The organism is Pseudomonas pharyngis, from assembly GCF_021602345.1.
GTDB classification, from domain to species: Bacteria; Pseudomonadota; Gammaproteobacteria; order Pseudomonadales; family Pseudomonadaceae; genus Aquipseudomonas; species Aquipseudomonas pharyngis.
In genome coordinates this window covers 1-20,243 of the sequence record NZ_BQID01000009.1, presented here as the reverse complement: position 1 = coordinate 20,243, position 20,243 = coordinate 1, and the positions used below count along the sequence as shown (strand labels likewise).

Sequence of the window (20,243 nt, the reverse complement as noted above, 5' to 3'; positions counted from 1 at the left end):
TAGTCAATCCTGGAGCGTACGCGCGGGTCGTTACAGTCCAGTGTTCTTGAGGCTGTGACCGCTGCGGGTTCTCGCTCGTTCCGGCAGATGGGTAGAATCGTTTCTTTTCCCTCGTTGAAGGAAGGCCAATGGCTCAGCCCTACAGTGCGCGCAGTCGTGCGATCGAACCGTTCCATGTCATGGCGTTGCTGGCGCGGGCCAATGAATTGCAGGCCGCCGGCCACGACGTGATCCACCTGGAAATCGGCGAACCGGACTTCACCACCGCCGAGCCGATCATTCGCGCCGGCCAGCAAGCCCTGACGGCGGGGAAAACCCGCTACACCGCGGCCCGTGGTATTCCCGAGCTGCGCGAGGCGATTTCCGGTTTCTATCAAACGCGCTACGGCCTGAACATCGATCCACGACGGATTCTCATTACGCCCGGCGGTTCCGGCGCGCTGCTGCTGGCCAGTGCGTTGCTGGTGGATCCGGGCAAACACTGGCTGCTGGCCGACCCCGGCTATCCTTGCAACCGACACTTTCTGCGGTTGGTCGAAGGCGCGGCACAGCTTGTACCGGTGGGCCCGGACGTTCGCTATCAACTGACGCCGGACCTGGTGGCACGCCACTGGGATCACGACAGCGTCGGTGCGCTGGTTGCCTCGCCAGCCAACCCGACCGGTACGATTCTGACCCGCGATGAACTGGCCGGGTTATCCGCAGCCATCAAGGCGCGTCACGGGCATCTGGTGGTGGACGAGATTTATCACGGCCTGACTTACGGCACCGACGCCGCCAGTGTGCTGGAAGTGGACGACAGCGCCTTTGTCCTCAACAGCTTCTCCAAATATTTCGGCATGACCGGGTGGCGCCTCGGCTGGCTGGTGGCGCCGGATGCCGCCGTCAGTGAGCTGGAAAAACTCGCGCAGAACCTCTACATCAGCGCGCCAAGCATGGCACAACACGCAGCGCTGGCCTGTTTTGAACCGGACACCATCGCGATTCTCGAAGAGCGTCGCGCCGAATTCGGCCGTCGTCGCGACTTCCTGCTGCCGGCATTGCGGGAGCTGGGCTTCAACATTGCCGTGGAGCCGGAAGGCGCGTTCTATTTGTATGCCGATATCAGCCAGTTCGGCGGCGATGCCTTCGCGTTCTGCCGGCATTTCCTCGAAACCGAACACGTGGCATTCACGCCGGGGCTGGATTTCGGCCGCTATCAGGCCGGTCATCACGTGCGCTTTGCCTACACGCAAAACCTCCCACGCCTACAGGAAGCGGTAGAGCGTATCGCCCGTGGCTTGAAGAGCTGGCAAGGCTGATGCGTTTTCATCCTCCGCTCGAAGAAGGCCGATTGATCCGCCGTTACAAGCGTTTTCTCGCCGATATCGAAACCGTTGGCGGCGAATTGCTGACCATTCACTGCCCGAACACCGGTTCAATGCTCAATTGCCAGGTCGAGGGCGGGCAGGTCTGGTTCAGCCGCTCCACAGATCCGAAACGCAAACTGCCCGGCACCTGGGAAGTCGGTGAAACCCCGCAGGGCCGGTTGTTTTGCGTCAACACCGGGCGCGCCAACGCTCTGGTCGAAGAAGCCTTGCAGGCCGGCGTCATCAGTGAGCTGAACGGTTTTACCGGGCTCAAGCGTGAAGTGGCGTACGGGCAGGAAAAGAGCCGGATCGATTTTCGCCTCGACTACCCGACGGGCTCGGCTTACGTTGAAGTGAAAAGCGTCACTCTGGGTTTCGATGGCACGGCGATTGCGGCATTTCCCGATGCAGTGACCCAGCGCGGCGCCAAGCATTTGCGTGAGCTGGCGCATCTGGCCCGGGACGGGATTCGCGCGGTGCAGTTGTACTGCGTCAATCTCACGGGTGTCGAAGCGGTGCGCCCGGCCGAGGAAATCGACTCGGCCTACGCCGCTGCGCTACGTGAGGCGGTGGCGTGCGGGGTCGAGGTCCTGGCGTACGGCGTGCGGTTGAGCCATGAAGAGATGGTGATCGACAGGCGCCTGGACGTGCTGCTCAACGGTTAAACGTCGATCCACAGCCCTTGCGCGTCTTCATGGCAAGGGATGGCCGTCAGCGATTGTCCGGCGCAGGGGCCGGCGACGCATTCTCCGTCTTCGATCAGAAACAGTGCGCCGTGGGTGGCGCACTGGATCAGGCTGTTGCTTGGGTCGAGAAACTGGTCGGGATGCCATTCCAGACCGACGCCCCGATGCGGGCAGCGATTGAGGTAGACGTAAGCCTGCCCCGCGCGGCGCACGGCAAACAGTTTTTTCCCGTCGATATCGAAACCGCGGCTGCCGCCCTCAGCCAGATCGGCACCCGCGCAAAGAAACTTCATGCCTATCCTCAAGTGTCGGCTCGTGTCCGGATATGTCCGAGCTTGACGTTCAAATGCAAACAATTATCAAATGGCCGCCTTCGCCCGTGGCGAGGTGATCGCTGCCGAGGATACTTGGCCTGCCGTTCCGATGCCCGGGAAAACCTTTCAAGGAAGCTGTCTATGCGCCTGAGTACCCGCGTTGCCGTGCTGTGTGTCGGACTTTGGGTCAGCCACCAGGCTGCAGCGGCCGAGTTGCCGCAACGTTGGGTCAGCGCCGGCGGTGCGTTGTCGGAGTGGGTCAGTGCGCTGGGCGGCGAGGCCAAACTGGTGGGCGTCGACACCACCAGCCAGCATCCGCAATCCCTCAAGTCCCTGCCGAGCATCGGCTACCAGCGCAGCCTGTCGGCCGAAGGCATTCTCAGCCTGCGCCCGGACATCCTGATCGGCACTGAAGAAATGGGCCCGCCGCCAGTGATCTCCCAGGTTCGCAGCGCCAAGGTGCAGGTGGAATTGTTCTCGGCTCAGCCGGATCTGCCGACACTGGAGAAAAACGTTACTCATCTGGGGCAGTTGCTGGGGGCCGAAAGCCAGGCCGCGCAATTGCTGCACAGTTATCAACAGCAACTCGATGCTCAGAAGGCACGTGTGGTTGCGGTGCAATCAAAGCACAAAGCACCGGGCGTGCTGTTGCTGCTCGGGCATGCCGGCGGCAAACCGCTGATCGCCGGCAAGGACACCGCCGCCGATTGGCTGCTGCAACAGGCGGGCGGGCATAACCTCGCGACCCACACCGGTTACAAGCCGTTTTCCGTGGAGTCACTGGCCAGTCTTGATCCTGAAGTGCTGGTGTTCGCTGACCGTGCGCTGACCGGCGAGGCGGCGAAAGCGGCGTTGTTCAAGGAAAACCCGATCCTCAATTCCAGCCGTGCCGCCAAGACCGGCCGTGTGCTGGAGCTGGATCCGACGCTGCTGGTGGGCGGACTCGGGCCGCGTTTGCCGGCCGCGCTGAAGACTCTGTCTGACGGTTTCTATCCGGCCTCGAGCGGCCAATGACCTCGCTGGTCAAACCCCGTGGCTTGTTCATCGGCCTGATCCTGCTGTGTCTGCTGGCGATCTGGCTGTCGCTGGCATTGGGGCCGGTCAGCCTGCCGTTGTTCGATACCTTGCGCGCTGCGCTGCGCATGATCGGTGTGCCGTTGGCGCCGGACGGGCTGGAGCAGGCTGAACTGATTCTCGGGCAGATTCGTCTGCCGCGTACGTTGCTCGGGCTGGCAGTCGGCGGCGTGCTTGCCCTGTCCGGTGTGGCGATGCAGGGGCTGTTTCGCAATCCGCTGGCCGATCCAGGGTTGGTTGGCGTCTCGAGCGGCGCGGCGCTGGGCGCGGCGGTGGCGATCGTCGGCGGCTCGTTTTTTGGCGGACTGCCAGAGTGGTTCGGGCCTTATCTGCTGTCGGTTTGCGCGTTTCTCGGTGGCCTTGGCGTAACTGCGCTGGTCTATCGACTCGGCCGCCGCAACGGGCAGACCAATGTGGCGACCATGTTGCTGGCGGGGATTGCCCTGACCGCGCTGGCCAGTTCGGCGGTGGGGCTGTTTACCTATCTGGCCGACGACGCGACATTGCGCACGTTGACGTTCTGGAACCTGGGCAGCCTTAACGGCGCGAGCTATGCGCGGTTGTGGCCGCTGCTGATCATCACTGCCGGTGTTGCACTTTGGCTTCCACGTCGGGCGACGGCACTCAATGCATTGTTGCTCGGCGAGTCGGAAGCCGGGCATCTGGGGATCGATGTCGAACGGCTCAAGCGCGAACTGGTGTTCTGCACGGCGCTCGGCGTCGGCGCGGCGGTGGCGGCGGCAGGGATGATCGGTTTCGTCGGGCTGGTGGTGCCGCATCTGGTGCGCTTGCTCGCCGGGCCGGATCACCGGGTGTTGTTGCCGGCATCGGTGCTGGCCGGCGCCAGTCTGTTGCTGCTGGCGGATCTGGTTGCGCGGCTGGCGCTGGCGCCGGCGGAGCTGCCGATCGGTATCGTCACCGCATTCATCGGCGCGCCGTTCTTCCTTTATCTGTTGCTGCGAGGGCGTGCCTGATGCTGCGTGCGCACAATCTGCACATCCGCCGTGGCCGCAAGACCGTTCTGGCCGACGTCAGCCTGCAACTCGAACCGGGCGAAGTGCTTGGCGTGCTGGGGCCGAATGGCGCTGGTAAAAGTACCTTGCTCGGCGCGTTGTGCGGCGAGTTGAGCGCGCACGAGGGGGAAGTGCTGCTGGACGGTGAGGCCTTGAGTCATTGGAGCGGCACTCAGCGCGCCCAGCGGCTGGCGGTGTTGCCGCAGGTGTCGACCCTGGATTTCGCCTTTCGTGTTGAGGAAGTGGTTGGCATGGGGCGTCTGCCTTATCAGAGCGGGCGGGTGCGCGACGACGAGATCGTCGCTGCCGCATTACGGGCGGCCGATGCCGGGCACCTGAGTGGCCGCAGTTATCTGGCGCTGTCCGGCGGCGAGCGTCAACGGGTGCATCTGGCGCGGGTGCTGGCGCAACTCTGGCCGGGGCAGGCGGGGCAGACTCTGCTGCTTGATGAGCCGACCTCGATGCTTGATCCGTTGCATCAACACACGACGCTGCAAGCGGTGCGCGAATTTGCCGATCGCGGCGCGGCGGTGCTGGTGATCCTGCATGATCTGAATCTGGCGGCGCGCTATTGTGATCGCATCCTGCTGCTGGAAGGCGGGCGCCCGGTTGCGCTGGGCACGCCGCAGCAGGTATTGCGTCCGGAATCGCTGAAGGCGGTGTTCGGTCTGGAAGTGCTGGTGCAGCCGCACCCGGAGCGCGGGCATCCGCTGATCATCGCCCGCTGATTTCGTCATCGAGGTGAGTGTATGCGCGGGATTTTGCTGTTGGCGGTGTTGTGGCTTGCAGGTTGCCAGCATGTTGCGGCGCCCCCGGTCGTGGGCGAGATCCGTGATTTGCGCAGCGGCGAGCATCTGACGGCGCAGCAATTACTGGCTCGGTTGAGCAGTCCATCGCAGGTGATTGTTGGTGAGCAGCATGACAACGCTGATCACCATGCCCTTCAATTGTGGCTGTTACAGAACCTGGAAAAGGCGCGGCCCCAGGGCAGTCTCCTGTTGGAAATGCTGACACCCGATCAACAGTCGCGGGTTGATGACGTACGACATGCGTCAACGCCACCGGCTGATCTTCCTGCTGCATTGGCCTGGCAGGAGGGTTGGGACTGGAATCTCTACGGACCGATTGTGCGGTTCGCCCTGACGCAATCCTGGCAGTTGCTGGCGGCGAACCTCTATAACATCGAAATCCGCGCGTTCTATCGCGATCCTCCGGTTCTGAGCGGTGAGCGCAGCAATGCCAAATCTGTGAAAGAGACGCTGTTGGAGCAGATCGGCGATTCTCACTGCGGCTTGCTGCCGTCATCACAAATGCCGGCGATGCTGGCCGTTCAGCAACAGCGGGATCGGCGCATGGCCTCGCGTTTGCTGGCAGCGCCTGCGCCTGCCTTGTTACTGGCGGGTGCGTATCACGCGCGCAAAGATGTCGGGGTGCCGCTGCATGTGCTGGATCTGGGCGCGCCGCAAGCGCCGACGGTGTTGATGCTGGCGGAGCAGGGCAGTGGGGTTACGGCGGCGATGGCTGATTATGTCTGGCTCACCCCAGCCACGCCGAAACCGGATTATTGCGCGCAGATGCGTAAGCAGTTCGGCAAGGAATGACTTTTCCACAGGCAAAAAAAGACCCGGTAAAAACCGGGTCAAATAACCGTGATTAGCCTGATGAGGAGATAATCTGAGAGTCCGAACCAAGGGCTTTTCAGAATATCGACTGATCTCGCGATCAGTTGTGATAATCATAGCGATTCTCATTAGCGAGTCAACTGCTGTTTTTTCATTTTTGTCGTTTTGTCCCGGCAATGGCGTAAACGCCCCGTGAACAGGGCTTCAGTTCTGGCTGTTAAATCCCGTGAGCTGCTTGTTGAGCTGGTCGATACGCCGCGCCATGCTTTCGATCAGGCTGTGGGCGATTTTCGGATTGGTGCGGGTCATGCTCAGAAACTGATCGCCGGGAATCAGCATCACCGTGCTCGCTTCCCGGGCAATGACCGTTGCGTTGCGCGGTTCGCCAGTGAATACAGCCATTGCGCCGAAGATCTCATCCTTGGGCACATCGCCTACCTTGTGCCCATTAACAAAGGCTTCGGCGTGTCCTTCGATAATCACGAATACATGGTCAGCGACATCGCCCTGGCGTATCAGAACGTCTCCGGCCTCGACACGCTTGAACCCATTGGTGCTGCGAAACTCACGTGGCTTGAACTCGGCAACGGCGTGGGCCAGCAGCGCCATTTGCCCCAGCAGGTAGCGCAGAAACTGCTCCGAGCGAGATGAATCGCTATACACATGCTGAAACAAATCACTTCGTCGATAGGGCAGCAACGTCAGCGGGTTATCCGTGCCCAAGGCGCAATCAGCCCATTCCGGCCCCTGCTGCAGGCCGATGAGGTCCCCCTCATGCCAATAGAACAGACCGCGACCGCTCACTCTGCCGGTGATGACACCTTGCGTGAGCAAGAACAATTGGTCGTCCGGCAAGCGTGTCAGCAAATCATCCGTGGCTTCCAGTTCCAGCGCCGGCCCGCACGGCGCCAGGCCTTCGAGCCATTGCGCAGGCAAGCTCTGCAAGTGGTTGATCAATGCATCGGCCTTGGCCGATTGTTCCCCGAGCAGGTACATGGCGGTCAGTGCCCGTCAGTTCTTGTGGCGAGAGGAAATGGCTTCCAGTTGCTTGTTCAGCGCATCCTTGCGTTCGGCGGGAATGTCGTTCCAGTGCACATCCATCAGTGCTCCTTCGATCGCGTACAACAACACCTTCGACGCCCGGAACCCGCGGGTACGCACGGCCCGGTAGGCATCCACCGCGCCCAGGCGACGCAAGTCGGAGGCGCTATGGATGCCCACGGCATGCAGCCATTGCGCCGACGTCTTGCCAAGATTCTTCAGGTGTTGCAGTTCATCATTCATCAAGCCTCCTTGCGACGGCCGAATGGTGCGTGGGCGAGCTTCTCAGGAGTGTAGCCATCAGTAGGAAAAGCGTGGTTGTTTGGTCGGCTTCGACGCAAACGCTTCTAAGAAACGTCAGTTTTTCGCTGATGAATCAGCACTGAGCAGGGCGAGGGAGAATTACCAATAGCACGCAGTCCAGCGCAAAGCGGGGGCGCTGGACGGTTCAGGTTTTTAAAAGCTTCAGCGAGTGCGATAACGCAGGCGCGTACCGAAATTCATCGACATCAGGATTTCGTCGGCACTCAGCTCCGGCGGGAAGTAGGCCCCGGAAATCTGCGCGTGGGCCAGGCTTGCGCCCTCCAGCGAAGCGTTGCGAAAGTCGATGCCGCGCAGGTCGGCGGAACGGAAGTAGGCGTCCCTGAAGTCCACGCCATCGGCGTTCAGTTCACGCAGGTCGAGACCACGAAAATCACCGCCGACCATGTCGATCGGGCCGTCTTTCGGCCGTTCATTGTTGAAACCTGTGATGTCGTCTTTGTGCAGCAAGGCATAAAGCGGGGTGTCGAGAAGTTTCGGCTGGCTCATGTCAAATCACCTGTTGGTTTTATGACGCCAGTATAGTGCCGCTATTTGACGGCCGTGAAGCGAGCGAGGGCTTCACGGCCGAAATAGTTTCTTACAGGCCTGGCAGGCGCTGGCGGATTTGCGCCACGACGGTGTCCAGGGTGCCGGATTCATTGGTCTGCACGCGTTTGCTGCGCAGGATTTCTTCCGGGGTCAGGGCTTCGCGGTTGGCTTGTTGCGCTTCGATCACGGCAAGGGTCGCGTCGGACGGATCCTTTTTGTCTGCCTGACGAATCGCCAGCCAGCTCTCGATCACTGCCTGCGGAGCATTGCAGTCGAGGATCAGGAATGGCGCGCCGGTGGCTTCGGCAACCTTGGCGGCGTTGTCGCGTTGTTCGCGCTTGAGGTAAGTGGCGTCGATCACCACCGGGAAACCGGCGTGCAGGATCACTTCGGCGATTTCATGCAGGCGAGCATAAGTCGCGGTGCTGGCATCGGCGCTGTAGATCCCGGCCTGAACATCATTGGCAACGGTTTGCTCGCCGAACAGGCGTTTGCGCTCGACATCGGAGCGCAGGCGGATCGCGCCCAGCGCTTCGACCAGACGCATGGCCACGTGGCTTTTACCGACCGCGGAAACGCCATGGGTGATCGCCATGAAGCGCGAAGGAATGGTGCTGTAGCTTTCCGCCAGGTTGGCGTAGTTGCGGTACTGGCGCAGGGTGGTGGCGCGCTGCACCGGAGTGGCATCGGCCGGCATGCTGAACAGTGCGACTTTCGCACGTACTAATGCGCGGTAAGCCTTGTAGAAGTTCAGCACTTCCAGGCCTTGATAGTCGCCGGTCAGTTCCAGGTACTGGCTGATGAAGCGACGGGCGAGGGATTTCAGGCCACGGTCTTCCAGGTCCATTGCCAGGAAACCGGTGTCGGCCCAGACGTCGGTGAAGCGGAACGGTTCGTTGAATTCGATGCAGTCGAAGATCACGACTTTGCCGTCGATCAGCGTGGCGTTGCCCAGGTGAATGTCACCGTGGCACTCGCGAGTGAAGCCGTCGGCCTTGCGCTGGGCGAACAGCGGCTTGAGGCGATCGAAGCTGCTTTCAGCCCACGCTTGCAGGGCGTCGAGTTGCAGCAGGTCATTCTTGTCGCTGAGGAAAGGCAGGATCTGTTCGAAGTTCTGACGCACCGGCGCCATCACGCTGTCAGGCGTGCCGGCATCGTGCTCGGTCGGGACTTTCGGCGCGTTGAGGTGGAAGCGGGCGATCTGCTCGGCCATCGCGTCGATGTGCGCGGTGGTCAGCTCGCCGTTGGCTTGCAGGGTGCTGAGCAGGCCGGTCTGCGGGAACTGGCGCATTTTCAGCACGTATTCGATGGCCGGGCCTTCGCCACCCAGTTGCGGGGCTTCGGCGCTGCCGGTCACTGGAATCACTTCCAAATACAAATCTTCGGTGAGGCGCTGGTTAAGGCGCAGCTCTTCACCGCAGAAGTGCTCGCGGGAGTCGAGGCTGGTGAAGTCGAGGAATCCGAAATTCACCGGTTTCTTCACTTTATAAGCGTAGGGACCGGTGAGCAGCACCCACGAGATATGGGTTTCGATGACCTGGAACCCTTCGACGGGATGCGGGTAGAGGGCCGGGTTTTGCAGGGCAGCGATCAGGGACTGGCTCACGGACGATCCTTCAGAGACTGGGGGAAATTCAAGGCGCTCATTATGGCCGCTCGCCAGCCCGACGCAAACCTCGGAGCGCTCCTGTTGAGTATGAATAAAGTGCGTATAATCCGCCGCCATGACTCGTACTCGATCCCCCCGTACCCCTAAAAAACCAGCTTCCCGGGGCCTGCGCCCATGGTTGGGCTGGGCCCTTAAACTCAGTCTGGTCGGCCTTGTGGTGCTGGCCGGCTTCGCCGTTTACCTCGATGCCGTGGTGCAGGAGAAGTTCTCCGGCAAGCGCTGGACCATCCCGGCCAAGGTGTATGCGCGCCCGCTTGAGCTGTTCGTCGGACAAAAGCTGAGCAAGGACGATTTCCTCACCGAACTCGATGCCCTGGGCTATCGCCGCGAAGCCGTGAGCAACGGTCCCGGCGCGGCGGCGGTCAATGGCAACACGGTTGATCTGAATACCCGTGGCTTCCAATTCTATGAAGGCCTCGAGAAACCGCAGCCAGTGCGCGTGCGGTTCTCCGGCGATTACGTGGCCGAACTCTCGGCGACCAACGGTTCGAAGCTCTCCGTGGTACGCCTGGAGCCGTTGATGATCGGCGGTATCTACCCGAAAAACCTTGAAGACCGGATTCTGATCAAACTCGATCAGGTGCCGCCGTACCTGCTGGAAACCCTGGTCGCCGTGGAAGACCGGGATTTCTACAGCCACTGGGGCGTATCGCCGAAATCGATTGCCCGCGCAGTCTGGGTCAACACCTCGGGCGGCAAGATGACTCAGGGCGGCAGTACGCTGACCCAGCAACTGGTCAAGAACTTCTACCTCACCAACGAACGCAGCCTGACCCGCAAGCTCACCGAAGCGATGATGGCGATGCTGCTCGAGCTGCATTACGACAAAAAGGAAATCCTCGAGGCTTACCTCAACGAAGTCTTTGTCGGTCAGGACGGTCAGCGAGCGGTGCACGGTTTCGGTCTGGCCAGCCAGTTTTTCTTTGCCCAGCCTTTGTCTGAGCTGAAGCTGCACCAGGTCGCGCTGTTGGTCGGGATGGTCAAAGGTCCGTCCTATTACAACCCGCGCCGCAATCCGGAGCGGGCGCTGGAGCGACGCAATCTGGTGCTCGATGTGCTTGAGCAGCAGGGGGTCGCCTCCGCCGAGCAGGTGGCTGCCGCGAAGAAAATGCCGCTGGGCGTAACCACGCGCGGCAAGCTGGCCGACAGTTCGTTTCCGGGCTTCATCGATCTGGTCAAACGCCAGTTGCGTGAAGACTACCGCGACGAAGACTTGACCGAAGAAGGCCTGCGGATTTTCACCAGCTTCGATCCGATCCTGCAGATGAAAGCCGAAGCGTCGGTCAACGACACCTTCAAGCGTCTGTCCGGTCGCAAGGGTTCCGACGACGTGGAAGCGGCGATGGTCGTCACCAATCCGGAAACCGGTGAAGTCCAGGCCATGATCGGCAGCCGTCAGGCGAGTTTTGCCGGTTTCAACCGCGCACTGGACGCGGTGCGGCCGATCGGCTCGCTGATCAAGCCGGCGGTTTACCTGACGGCGCTGGAGAAGCCGAGCCAGTACACGTTGACCAGTTGGCTGTCGGACGAGCCGCTTTCAATCAAGGGTGCGGATGGTCAGGTCTGGAAACCGCAGAACTATGACCGTCGCTCCCACGGTACGGTGTTCCTGTATCAGGGGCTGGCACATTCCTACAACCTGTCGACCTCGCGCCTCGGTCTGGCGGTTGGCGTTCCGAATGTCCTCAAGACGCTGGGTCGCCTGGGCGTGACCCGCGAGTTTCCGGCGTTCCCTTCGATGCTGCTCGGTGCGGGCGGCATGACCCCGATTGAAGTCGCGACCATGTATCAGACGCTGGCCAACGGTGGTTTCAATACGCCGATGCGCGGGATTCGCAGCGTGCTGACTGCCGACGGCGAACCGCTCAAGCGTTATCCGTTCCAGATCGAGCAGCGTTTCGATCCGGCCTCGATCTACCTGATCCAGAACGCCATGCAGCGGGTCATGCGTGAAGGCACCGGCAGTTCGGTTTATAACGTGTTGCCAAGAACCCTGACACTGGCGGGCAAGACCGGCACCAGTAACGATTCGCGCGACAGCTGGTTTGCCGGCTTCAGCCAGGATCTGCTGGCGGTGGTCTGGCTCGGCCGCGACGACAACGGCAAGACGCCGTTCACCGGGGCCACCGGTGCGTTGCAGGTCTGGACCAGTTTCATGCGCAAGGCCGATCCGCTGCCGCTGGACATGCCGCAGCCGGATAACGTGGTGCAGGCCTGGGTCGATTCGCGTACCGGCCAAGGCTCCGATGCCAACTGTCCGGGCGCCGTGCAGATGCCGTATATTCGCGGCAGCGAACCGCCACCCGGCGCCTCCTGTGCGGGCGAAAGCCCGGCATCGGGCGAGTCGGTGATGGATTGGGTCAAGGGCTGGATGAATTAAGCAAAGAGGGTTTCAAGTGAACAAGTGGTTGATTCCAGCGGTGACCGCCGTGGCTTTGCTCAGCGGCTGCTCCACCGTACAGCGTGGTTCGATCCCGGTCGTGGATTCCGGCACCGCCGTGTCCAACAGCGAGCGCATTTCGGCCAATGGCGGTTTCCGTCAAACGACGGTGAAACGTCCTGCACAGGCCCAGACCCAGGCGATCCCGCAAGGCGATACCGGTGTGGTAGTGATGGTGCCGGGCGGCGCAGCGGCTTCGGCGCCGATCAGCACTTCGCCGATCGTTCCGGGCCCGGCGTCCGGCGGCATCACGCCGGGGCCGTACAACCCGTCGGCGGTCGAGTCGGCGCCGATCAGCTCCGGCAGCTACAGCATGCCTTCGACGCCGAGCGGCATTCCTTCGGCCAGCAGCGGCGGTGGTCTGTCTGCCGATGAACAACTGGATGGCCCGGTTCTCGCCCTGTTGACTACTGCGCAACAGCAGCAGGCCGGTGGCGACCTCAACGGCGCGTCCTCCAGCCTGGAGCGTGCGCAGCGTGTAGCACCGCGCGAGCCGCAAGTACTTTACCGTCTGGCGCAGGTGCGCATGGCCCAGGGCGATGCGCCGCAAGCCGAGCAGACCGCTCGTCGCGCACTGACCATGGCCAATGGTCGTCCGGACTTGCAGGCCAGTCTGTGGGAATTGATCGCTCAGGCGCGTGAGAAACAAGGTGATTCCGCCGGCGCCACTCTGGCCCGTCAGAAGGCCAAGGTTTCGCTGTGATGGACAGTCGTTTCTCCAAAGTCGCCGATCAACTGCTGTTGATCGAGCGCGAACTGCGCGCCCAGGGCTGGTGGGATGACGTCCAGCCCTCGGTCGAAGCCCTGAGCAGCGTCGAGCCGTTTTCGGTCGACACGCTTGATTTCGAGCAGTGGCTGCAATGGATCTTCCTGCCGCGGATGAAGATGATCCTCGAACAGGATCTGCCGTTGCCCAATGCTTCGGGCATTCAGGAAATGGCCGAGATGGTTTTTGCCCAACGCAACCTGCAGGGCAAGGATCGGCAGCTTCAGGTGTTGCTCAAAGAGTTCGACCTGCTGATCACCGCTTCACGCTGAGCCGGGAGCTGCCAGTCGTCACTGGCAGTTTTCCGCTATCTGTTTCTTTGCCTCGTCAGTACGTTGCTGTCGCTGGTCGTCGCTCAGCCGCCGCAGTTCTCCCTCCACCTCCTCCCTCAAGCGCGGATTGTTCTGCAGTTGCGCGAGATTCGTGCGCGCCTGTTCGCAAAATGCCTTGAGTTGATTCTGTTGTTCGGCCACTTGCTTCTTGACCTTGTCATCGATGGCTTTCTGATCGCCCAGCGCACCGCTGCCAGGTAATGCGGCAGGTATTGGTGCGGGAGAGGAGGGCGTCTTAACGGCGGTGGACGACTGCCCTTGTGGTGGCTGTTGATCGAAATGGGTGACGCCTTGGGCGTCGACCCATTTGTAGATCTGAGCGGCCATGCACCATGGGCTGGCGCTGATTAACAGAATTAGGAGAAGCGTTCGCATGCTGATTCCTTGGCAAAACTGCGCAATTGAAGCTAACAGAGTAGCGGTTTCCAGGTTTTTTCTTGCGTTCTCATGTGCTTACCCACAATTAAGCACATAGACGGCTTGACTTGCAGAGGGCGAAACAGAAGAATCCAAAGTCCGCTGTACAGGGACTGCCAGAAGCAGACCCTCTCGGCAGATCATGAGGCGCATATCCGCGTCGACCTGTTACACCCGCAACGCGTTACCTCGCGCTGGGTGGGAAAGGCCCGCAACACTTGGGACGATCCCAATACTTGCTCAGTCAGTGCTGACGTAGTCGGCGACCACCGTCGCTCATGCTCTGCCGAGAAGTAAACCTATTAAGACCCGTTCGCCTTTTTGTGGACGGTATTCTGGCGTTTTAGAGGTGAACAACGTGGAGCTTTTATCTGGCGGTGAGATGCTCGTCCGCTTTTTGCGTGACGAAGGCGTCAAATATATCTACGGGTACCCGGGTGGTGCTCTCCTTCATGTTTACGATGCCCTGTTCAAAGAACCGGAAGTGACCCACATCCTGGTTCGTCACGAACAAGCGGCTACCCATATGGCTGACGGCTACGCCCGTGCCACCGGTAAAGCCGGCGTGGTATTGGTGACTTCCGGTCCAGGCGCCACAAACGCCATCACCGGTATCGCCACTGCCTATATGGATTCGATTCCAATGGTGATCATTTCCGGTCAGGTGCCAAGCACCATGGTCGGTACCGACGCGTTCCAGGAAACCGACATGATCGGTATCTCCCGGCCGATCGTGAAGCACAGCTTCATGATCAAGCACGCCTCGGAAATCCCGGAAGTCATGAAGAAGGCCTTCTACCTGGCGCAATCCGGTCGTCCGGGCCCGGTCGTGGTCGATATCCCGAAAGACATGACCAACCCGGCCGAGAAGTTCGAATACATCTTCCCGAAGAAAGCCAAACTGCGTTCCTACAGCCCGGCCGTTCGCGGTCACTCCGGGCAAATCCGCAAGGCGGCAGAAATGCTCCTGGCGGCCAAGCGTCCCGTGCTGTACTCCGGCGGTGGCGTGATTCTCGGCAACGGCTCCGCGCCGCTGACCGAACTGGCGCAAATGCTCAACCTGCCGGTTACCAATACCTTGATGGGCCTGGGTGCCTATCCTGGCACTGACCGTCAGTTCATCGGCATGCTCGGCATGCACGGCAGCTACACCGCGAACCTTGCGATGCACCATGCCGACGTGATCCTGGCGGTCGGTGCGCGTTTCGACGATCGCGTGATCAACGGCGCGCCGAAGTTCTGCCCGAACGCCAAGATCATTCACATCGACATCGACCCGGCTTCGATTTCCAAGACCATCAAGGCCGACGTGCCAATCGTTGGTCCGGTGGAGAGCGTCCTGACCGAAATGGTCGCGATCCTCAAGGAAATCGGCGAAACCCCGAACAAGGAAGCGGTCGCCAGCTGGTGGAAGCAGGTTGACGAGTGGCGCGGTGATCGTGGCCTGTTCCCTTACGACAAGGGCGACGGCAGCAAGATCAAGCCACAGACCGTGATCGAAACCCTGTGCGAAGTGACCAAGGGCGATGCCTTTGTGACCTCCGACGTGGGCCAGCACCAGATGTTTGCTGCGCAGTACTACAAGTTCAACAAGCCGAACCGCTGGATCAACTCCGGTGGTCTGGGCACGATGGGCTTCGGTCTGCCGGCCGCGATGGGTATCGCTTTGAGCTTCCCAGATACCGATGTTGCGTGCGTCACCGGTGAAGGCAGCATCCAGATGAACATCCAGGAGCTGTCGACCTGCCTGCAATATGGTTTGCCGGTCAAGATCGTCATCTTGAACAACGGTGTTCTGGGCATGGTTCGTCAGTGGCAGGACATGAGTTACGGCAGCCGTCACTCGCACTCCTACATGGAATCCTTGCCTGACTTCGTCAAGCTGGCTGAAGCCTATGGCCACGTCGGCGTGCGCATCACCGAATCGAAAGATTTGAAGTCGAAGATGGAAGAAGCGTTCGCCCTGAAGGATCGCCTGGTCGTGATCGATATTTCGGTCGACACCAGCGAGCACGTCTATCCGATGCAGATCAAAGACGGCTCGATGCGCGATATGTGGCTGAGCAAGACGGAGCGTACCTAATCATGCGGCACATTATTTCCTTGCTTCTGGAAAACGAACCCGGTGCTTTGTCTCGCGTAGTCGGCCTGTTCTCGCAGCGCAACTACAACATCGAAAGCCTGACCGTGGCGCCAACCGAAGACCCGACCCTGTCGCGTCTGACGCTGACCACCGTCGGTCACGATGAAATCATCGAGCAGATCACCAAAAACCTGAACAAGCTGATCGAAGTGGTCAAGCTGGTGGACCTGTCGGAAAGCGCTCACATCGAGCGCGAACTGATGCTGGTCAAGGTCAAGGCCACTGGCGCCCAGCGCGCCGAGATCAAACGCACCACCGATATTTACCGTGGACAGATCGTCGACGTCAGCGCCAGCGTGTATACCGTTCAACTGACCGGTACCAGCGACAAGCTCGACAGCTTCATTCAGTCCATCGGCACCGCATCGATTCTGGAGACCGTCCGCAGTGGCGTCACCGGTATTGCCCGCGGCGACAAAGTACTCAGCATCTAAACCAAATTAGCGAATGGCCTGAACGGCCTGGATATAAAGGGGAAATTCATGAAAGTTTTCTACGATAAAGACTGCGACCTGTCGATCATCCAGGGCAAGAAAGTTGCCATCATCGGTTACGGCTCCCAGGGCCACGCCCAGGCGTGCAACCTGAAAGATTCCGGTGTCGACGTTACCGTCGGTCTGCGTAAAGGTTCGGCTACCGTTGCCAAGGCTGAAGCCCACGGCCTGAAAGTGACCGACGTGGCTGCCGCTGTTGCCGGTGCCGACCTGGTCATGATCCTGACCCCGGACGAGTTCCAGTCCCAGCTGTACAAGAACGAAATCGAGCCGAACATCAAGAAAGGCGCCACCCTGGCCTTCTCCCACGGCTTCGCGATTCACTACAACCAGGTTGTTCCGCGTGCCGACCTCGACGTGATCATGATCGCGCCGAAAGCACCGGGCCACACCGTACGTTCCGAGTTCGTGAAAGGCGGCGGTATCCCTGACCTGATCGCGATCTACCAGGACGCCTCGGGCAACGCCAAGAACGTTGCACTGTCCTACGCTGCCGGCGTTGGTGGCGGTCGTACCGGCATCATCGAAACTACCTTCAAGGACGAGACCGAAACCGACCTGTTCGGCGAACAAGCTGTTCTGTGCGGCGGTACCGTTGAACTGGTAAAAGCCGGTTTCGAAACTCTGGTTGAAGCTGGCTACGCGCCGGAAATGGCCTACTTCGAGTGCCTGCACGAACTGAAGCTGATCGTTGACCTCATGTACGAAGGCGGTATCGCCAACATGAACTACTCGATCTCCAACAACGCTGAGTACGGCGAGTACGTGACCGGTCCGGAAGTGATCAACGCCGAATCCCGTCAGGCCATGCGCAACGCCCTGAAACGTATTCAGGACGGCGAATACGCCAAAATGTTCATCAGCGAAGGCGCAACCGGCTACCCTTCGATGACCGCCAAGCGTCGTAACAACGCCGCTCACGGTATCGAAATCATCGGCGAGCAACTGCGCTCCATGATGCCGTGGATCGGTGCCAACAAGATCGTCGACAAAGCCAAAAACTAAGTCGTCGAACCTTGTATGAAAAAACGCGGCCTCGGCCGCGTTTTTTCGTATGGGCCGGCGGTTCTGGTATAAAGCTGCATCGTTTGTGGCCGAACCGTCGTCCCAGACACCTGTCGAAAATGTCCAATCCGTTGCAAGGTACTGTCCATGAGCGAACGTCCCGAAGAGCCGAACCAGGCTTCAGACGCCGAAAGCCTTCTGCCCATCGATGAGCACATCGAAGAAGGGCATGACGCAGAAGGCCGTAAAGTCCGGCATCGTGGTATCTATCTTCTGCCGAATCTGTTCACCACTGCGAATCTGTTCGCGGGGTTCTATTCCATCATCAACTCGATGAGTGCCCAGGCTGCCTTGAGTGCCGGGGACGCGGCGAATGCGAGCAAGTATTTCGCCTTTGCCGCCATCGCGATTTTCGTCGCCATGGTGCTCGACGGCCTTGATGGTCGCGTGGCACGCATGACCAATACCCAAAGTGCGTTCGGTGCCGAGTACGACTCGTTGTCGGACATGGTTGCCTTCGGTGTCGCGCCGGCGCTTCTGGCTTTCGGCTGGGCACTGGGTGACATGGGCAAGGTCGGCTGGATGGTTGCCTTCATCTATGTGGCGGGTGCGGCGTTGCGTCTGGCGCGTTTCAACACTCAGGTGGGGACCGCCGACAAGCGCTACTTCATCGGTCTTGCCAGCCCGGCTGCTGCCGGCGTTGTTGCGGGGATTGTCTGGGCGTTCAGCGATTACGGGATTCAGGGTTCGAAGATGTCGTTCCTGGTCGCGCTGATGGTTGCGGCCGCCGGCATGCTGATGGTCAGCAATATCAAATACAACAGCTTCAAGGAGCTGGATCTGAAGGGGCGCGTGCCTTTCGTGGCGATTCTGGCGGTGGTGCTGGTGTTTGCCGTGGTGTTCAGTGATCCGCCTCGCATTCTGCTGCTGGTGTTCCTCGCCTATGCCGCGTCGGGCCCGGTGCAGTATCTGTTGCATCTTCGTCGTCACAAACACGCCGAGTGATGTAATTTCCCTCATACTCCGCAGTCTATGGTGCATCTGTCCTCCAAAGCTGCGGAGTTGCCATGCTGATCAAAGTCCCCAAAGCGTCCGACTGCCATGAGTCGGACGTCACGCCTGAATCCATTTATCTCTCTCGCCGTCAATTGCTCGGAGCAACCGCGGCCGGTTTGGCCATGAGCACTTTGCCGCGCTGGGCCAGTGCCGAAGAGGCTGCCCGCTATGCCGATGTCGAAGCCGGAAAGGCGCCCGCCTGGTTTGCCGAGAAACTGTCCTCTGTCAAATGGGGGGCGGTGAGCGTCAAGGATGAGGCGATCACACCTTTCAAAGACGCGACCCATTACAACAACTTCTATGAATTCGGTACCGACAAGGGCGACCCGGCGGCCAATGCGGGTTCGTTGAAAACCGAACCGTGGAGTGTTGTCGTGGACGGGGAGGTGGGCAAGCCGGGGCGTTATGCTCTGGAAGACCTTATGAAGCCTTACCAGTTGGAAGAGCGCATCTATCGCCTTCGTTGTGTTGAGGCGTGGTCGATGGTGATTCCCTGGATTGGTTTCCCCATCTCGGCGCTGTTGAAGCAGGTAGAACCTACTTCCAATGCCAAATACATTCGCTTCGAAACCTTGCAGGATCCGAAGAGCATGCCCGGACAGCGTTCGGGATTTGCCCTGATCGACTGGCCCTATGTTGAAGGTTTGCGCCTGGATGAGGCGATGAATCCCTTGGCGATTCTTGCGGTAGGTATGTATGGCCGCGAATTGCCCAATCAGAACGGTGCGCCTTTGCGTCTGGTGGTGCCCTGGAAGTACGGATTCAAGAGCGTCAAATCCATCGTGCGGATCAGTCTGGTCAGCGAGCAGCCAAAGACGACCTGGCAGAGCATTGCGGCGGATGAGTACGGGTTTTATGCGAATGTGAACCCTACGGTCGACCATCCACGTTGGACCCAGGCGCGGGAGAGGCGGTTGCCCAACAGCCTGTTCAAGCCGAATGTGCGTGATACGCAGATGTTCAACGGCTATGCGGACGAGGTCGCTTCTTTATATACAGGGCTCGATCTGCGGAAGAACTACTGATGCGATATCCGATCTGGCGCGTAGGTGTTTTCCTGGCTGCGGCAATATGGCCGCTGTTCTGGTTCTATCAGGCCTTTGCGGATCTGCTTGGGCCTGATCCCGGGAAAGTCCTGGTTGATCGACTGGGCCTCGGGACATTGGTGTTGCTGTTGATCACCTTGAGTATGACGCCGTTGCAGAAGCTTACGGGGTGGGCCGGGTGGATTGCTGTGCGCAGGCAGCTGGGGCTTTGGTGTTTTGCCTATGTGGTTCTGCATCTTTGCAGCTATATGGCGTTCATTCTCGGTTTTGACTGGTCGCAACTGGGCGTCGAACTGCGCAAGCGTCCTTACATTATTGTGGGTGCTTTGGGTTTTCTGGGATTGTTGGCATTGGCGGTTACCTCCAACCGATACAGCCAGCGCCGTTTAGGTACCCGCTGGAAGAAGCTGCACCGGTTGGTGTATGTGATTCTCGGGTTGGGATTGCTGCATATGTTATGGATCGTACGTGCCGATCTCAAAGAGTGGGCGATCTATGCCTTTATAGGTGTTTTCCTTCTAGCGCTGCGCATTCCTCCCTTGACCCGTCGGATCCCGCGTTTGATGGGTAAGAAGCAGGTTTTTCAAGAAAAGCGAAATTAAGTGTTGACGGCGAATTCCAGAGGTCTATAATTCGCCCCACTTCCGGCGCAGTCGAAACGGAAAACTCCTTGAGATTCAATGAGTTAAGTAGGTTTCGAGAGCGGGTCGCTTCAGTTCATCGAAGCCTGGAAAGAGTTGGAAATGCCGGTTTTTCTGGTGCTTTCAACGGTTCGATCTTCTCGGTCGAAAGCGGAGAAAAGAGGTGTTGACAGCAGCGTGTAACGCTGTAGAATTCGCCTCCCGCTAACGAGAGATCGGAAGCGCAAGTGGTTGAAGTTGTTGAAGAAATCTTCGAAAACTTCTGAAAATAATCACTTGACAG

General features: G+C 59.8%; 21 protein-coding genes and 1 pseudogene. 15 read left to right on the top strand and 7 right to left on the bottom strand.

Features of this window, described 5'->3' with window-relative positions:
• The first annotated feature begins 128 nt into the window (after window positions 1-128).
• The gene (locus tag L6D74_RS18780) at window positions 129-1,301 is read left to right on the top strand and encodes a pyridoxal phosphate-dependent aminotransferase (RefSeq protein WP_074691458.1); all 1,173 of its coding nucleotides are present in this window, start codon (window positions 129-131) and stop codon (window positions 1,299-1,301) included.
• Entirely contained in the window at window positions 1,301-2,014 is a 714-nt protein-coding gene (gene sfsA, locus L6D74_RS18775; protein ID WP_085648760.1) for a DNA/RNA nuclease SfsA, read from the top strand. Before L6D74_RS18780 ends, sfsA begins: the two co-directional genes overlap by 1 nt.
• Here the strand turns inward: sfsA and L6D74_RS18770 are convergent.
• Window positions 2,011-2,328, bottom strand: coding sequence for a Rieske (2Fe-2S) protein (locus tag L6D74_RS18770; protein ID WP_236190020.1), 318 nt, complete (start codon window positions 2,326-2,328; stop codon window positions 2,011-2,013). The genes sfsA and L6D74_RS18770 overlap by 4 nt on opposite strands.
• 162 nt (window positions 2,329-2,490) lie before the next feature.
• Between L6D74_RS18770 and L6D74_RS18765 the strand changes: the two genes are divergently transcribed.
• The 4 genes from L6D74_RS18765 to L6D74_RS18750 are packed head-to-tail and all read left to right on the top strand — an operon-like array spanning window position 2,491 to window position 6,037.
• Complete coding sequence (locus L6D74_RS18765) at window positions 2,491-3,363, top strand: heme/hemin ABC transporter substrate-binding protein (protein ID WP_236190019.1); 873 nt, start codon at window positions 2,491-2,493, stop codon at window positions 3,361-3,363.
• A 50-nt stretch (window positions 3,364-3,413) separates the two neighbouring features.
• Window positions 3,414-4,397 (top strand): FecCD family ABC transporter permease, encoded by a 984-nt coding sequence (locus L6D74_RS18760; protein ID WP_172829550.1) that lies wholly within the window; start codon window positions 3,414-3,416, stop codon window positions 4,395-4,397.
• Window positions 4,397-5,164, top strand: coding sequence for a heme ABC transporter ATP-binding protein (locus tag L6D74_RS18755; protein ID WP_236190017.1), 768 nt, complete (start codon window positions 4,397-4,399; stop codon window positions 5,162-5,164). The genes L6D74_RS18760 and L6D74_RS18755 overlap by 1 nt, the downstream gene beginning before the upstream one ends.
• A gap of 21 nt (window positions 5,165-5,185) precedes the next feature.
• Window positions 5,186-6,037 carry a ChaN family lipoprotein gene (locus tag L6D74_RS18750; RefSeq protein ID WP_236190015.1) on the top strand — a complete coding sequence of 284 codons (852 nt, stop codon included), beginning with the start codon at window positions 5,186-5,188 and terminating at the stop codon, window positions 6,035-6,037.
• A gap of 225 nt (window positions 6,038-6,262) precedes the next feature.
• Here L6D74_RS18750 and L6D74_RS18745 read toward each other — a convergent pair whose 3' ends face one another.
• The 4 genes from L6D74_RS18745 to L6D74_RS18730 all read right to left on the bottom strand — a co-directional run bounded on the left by L6D74_RS18745 (window position 6,263) and on the right by L6D74_RS18730 (window position 9,557).
• Window positions 6,263-7,054 (bottom strand): Crp/Fnr family transcriptional regulator, encoded by a 792-nt coding sequence (locus L6D74_RS18745; protein ID WP_236190013.1) that lies wholly within the window; start codon window positions 7,052-7,054, stop codon window positions 6,263-6,265.
• Window positions 7,055-7,069: 15 nt separating this feature from the next.
• The gene (locus tag L6D74_RS18740; RefSeq protein WP_003228231.1) at window positions 7,070-7,342 is read right to left on the bottom strand and encodes a TfoX/Sxy family protein; all 273 of its coding nucleotides are present in this window, start codon (window positions 7,340-7,342) and stop codon (window positions 7,070-7,072) included.
• Between the two features lie 222 nt (window positions 7,343-7,564).
• Window positions 7,565-7,909, bottom strand: a complete 345-nt coding sequence (locus tag L6D74_RS18735) for a pentapeptide repeat-containing protein (protein ID WP_007959639.1) — start codon at window positions 7,907-7,909, stop codon at window positions 7,565-7,567.
• Between the two features lie 91 nt (window positions 7,910-8,000).
• A complete protein-coding gene (locus tag L6D74_RS18730; protein WP_236190012.1) occupies window positions 8,001-9,557 on the bottom strand; it encodes a bifunctional aminoglycoside phosphotransferase/ATP-binding protein in 1,557 nt (518 codons plus the stop codon).
• A gap of 118 nt (window positions 9,558-9,675) precedes the next feature.
• On the opposite strand from L6D74_RS18730, the gene mrcB reads away from it, so the two are divergent.
• Genes mrcB through L6D74_RS18715 form a run of 3 tightly spaced genes read left to right on the top strand, consistent with a single transcriptional unit; the run spans window position 9,676 to window position 13,098 of the window.
• Window positions 9,676-12,000, top strand: a complete 2,325-nt coding sequence (mrcB, locus tag L6D74_RS18725; protein ID WP_011335956.1) for a penicillin-binding protein 1B — start codon at window positions 9,676-9,678, stop codon at window positions 11,998-12,000.
• 16 nt (window positions 12,001-12,016) lie between these two features.
• Window positions 12,017-12,763 (top strand): tetratricopeptide repeat protein, encoded by a 747-nt coding sequence (locus L6D74_RS18720; RefSeq protein ID WP_064599445.1) that lies wholly within the window; start codon window positions 12,017-12,019, stop codon window positions 12,761-12,763.
• The gene (locus L6D74_RS18715; protein ID WP_064599443.1) at window positions 12,763-13,098 is read left to right on the top strand and encodes a YqcC family protein; all 336 of its coding nucleotides are present in this window, start codon (window positions 12,763-12,765) and stop codon (window positions 13,096-13,098) included. The genes L6D74_RS18720 and L6D74_RS18715 overlap by 1 nt, the downstream gene beginning before the upstream one ends.
• A gap of 18 nt (window positions 13,099-13,116) precedes the next feature.
• Here L6D74_RS18715 and L6D74_RS18710 read toward each other — a convergent pair whose 3' ends face one another.
• Window positions 13,117-13,533 carry a DUF4124 domain-containing protein gene (locus L6D74_RS18710; RefSeq protein ID WP_236190011.1) on the bottom strand — a complete coding sequence of 139 codons (417 nt, stop codon included), beginning with the start codon at window positions 13,531-13,533 and terminating at the stop codon, window positions 13,117-13,119.
• 400 nt (window positions 13,534-13,933) lie between these two features.
• Here L6D74_RS18710 and L6D74_RS18705 point away from each other — a divergent pair, with 400 nt between their 5' ends.
• The 6 genes from L6D74_RS18705 to msrQ all read left to right on the top strand — a co-directional run bounded on the left by L6D74_RS18705 (window position 13,934) and on the right by msrQ (window position 19,921).
• Window positions 13,934-15,658 carry an acetolactate synthase 3 large subunit gene (locus L6D74_RS18705; RefSeq protein WP_064600949.1) on the top strand — a complete coding sequence of 575 codons (1,725 nt, stop codon included), beginning with the start codon at window positions 13,934-13,936 and terminating at the stop codon, window positions 15,656-15,658.
• 2 nt (window positions 15,659-15,660) lie between these two features.
• Entirely contained in the window at window positions 15,661-16,152 is a 492-nt protein-coding gene (gene ilvN / locus L6D74_RS18700) for an acetolactate synthase small subunit (protein ID WP_003205610.1), read from the top strand.
• A gap of 48 nt (window positions 16,153-16,200) precedes the next feature.
• Window positions 16,201-17,217 (top strand): ketol-acid reductoisomerase, encoded by a 1,017-nt coding sequence (gene ilvC / locus L6D74_RS18695; RefSeq protein WP_007959661.1) that lies wholly within the window; start codon window positions 16,201-16,203, stop codon window positions 17,215-17,217.
• A 147-nt stretch (window positions 17,218-17,364) separates the two neighbouring features.
• Window positions 17,365-18,222 (top strand): CDP-diacylglycerol--serine O-phosphatidyltransferase, encoded by an 858-nt coding sequence (gene pssA, locus L6D74_RS18690; protein ID WP_039771608.1) that lies wholly within the window; start codon window positions 17,365-17,367, stop codon window positions 18,220-18,222.
• A 62-nt stretch (window positions 18,223-18,284) separates the two neighbouring features.
• Complete coding sequence (msrP, locus tag L6D74_RS18685; protein WP_236190010.1) at window positions 18,285-19,298, top strand: protein-methionine-sulfoxide reductase catalytic subunit MsrP; 1,014 nt, start codon at window positions 18,285-18,287, stop codon at window positions 19,296-19,298.
• A complete protein-coding gene (gene msrQ / locus L6D74_RS18680) occupies window positions 19,298-19,921 on the top strand; it encodes a protein-methionine-sulfoxide reductase heme-binding subunit MsrQ (RefSeq protein WP_064599436.1) in 624 nt (207 codons plus the stop codon). The genes msrP and msrQ overlap by 1 nt, the downstream gene beginning before the upstream one ends.
• 115 nt (window positions 19,922-20,036) lie before the next feature.
• On the opposite strand, the pseudogene L6D74_RS18675 reads toward msrQ, so the two are convergent.
• Window positions 20,037-20,243 (bottom strand): annotated as a pseudogene (locus L6D74_RS18675) (hypothetical protein); the annotation flags it as partial.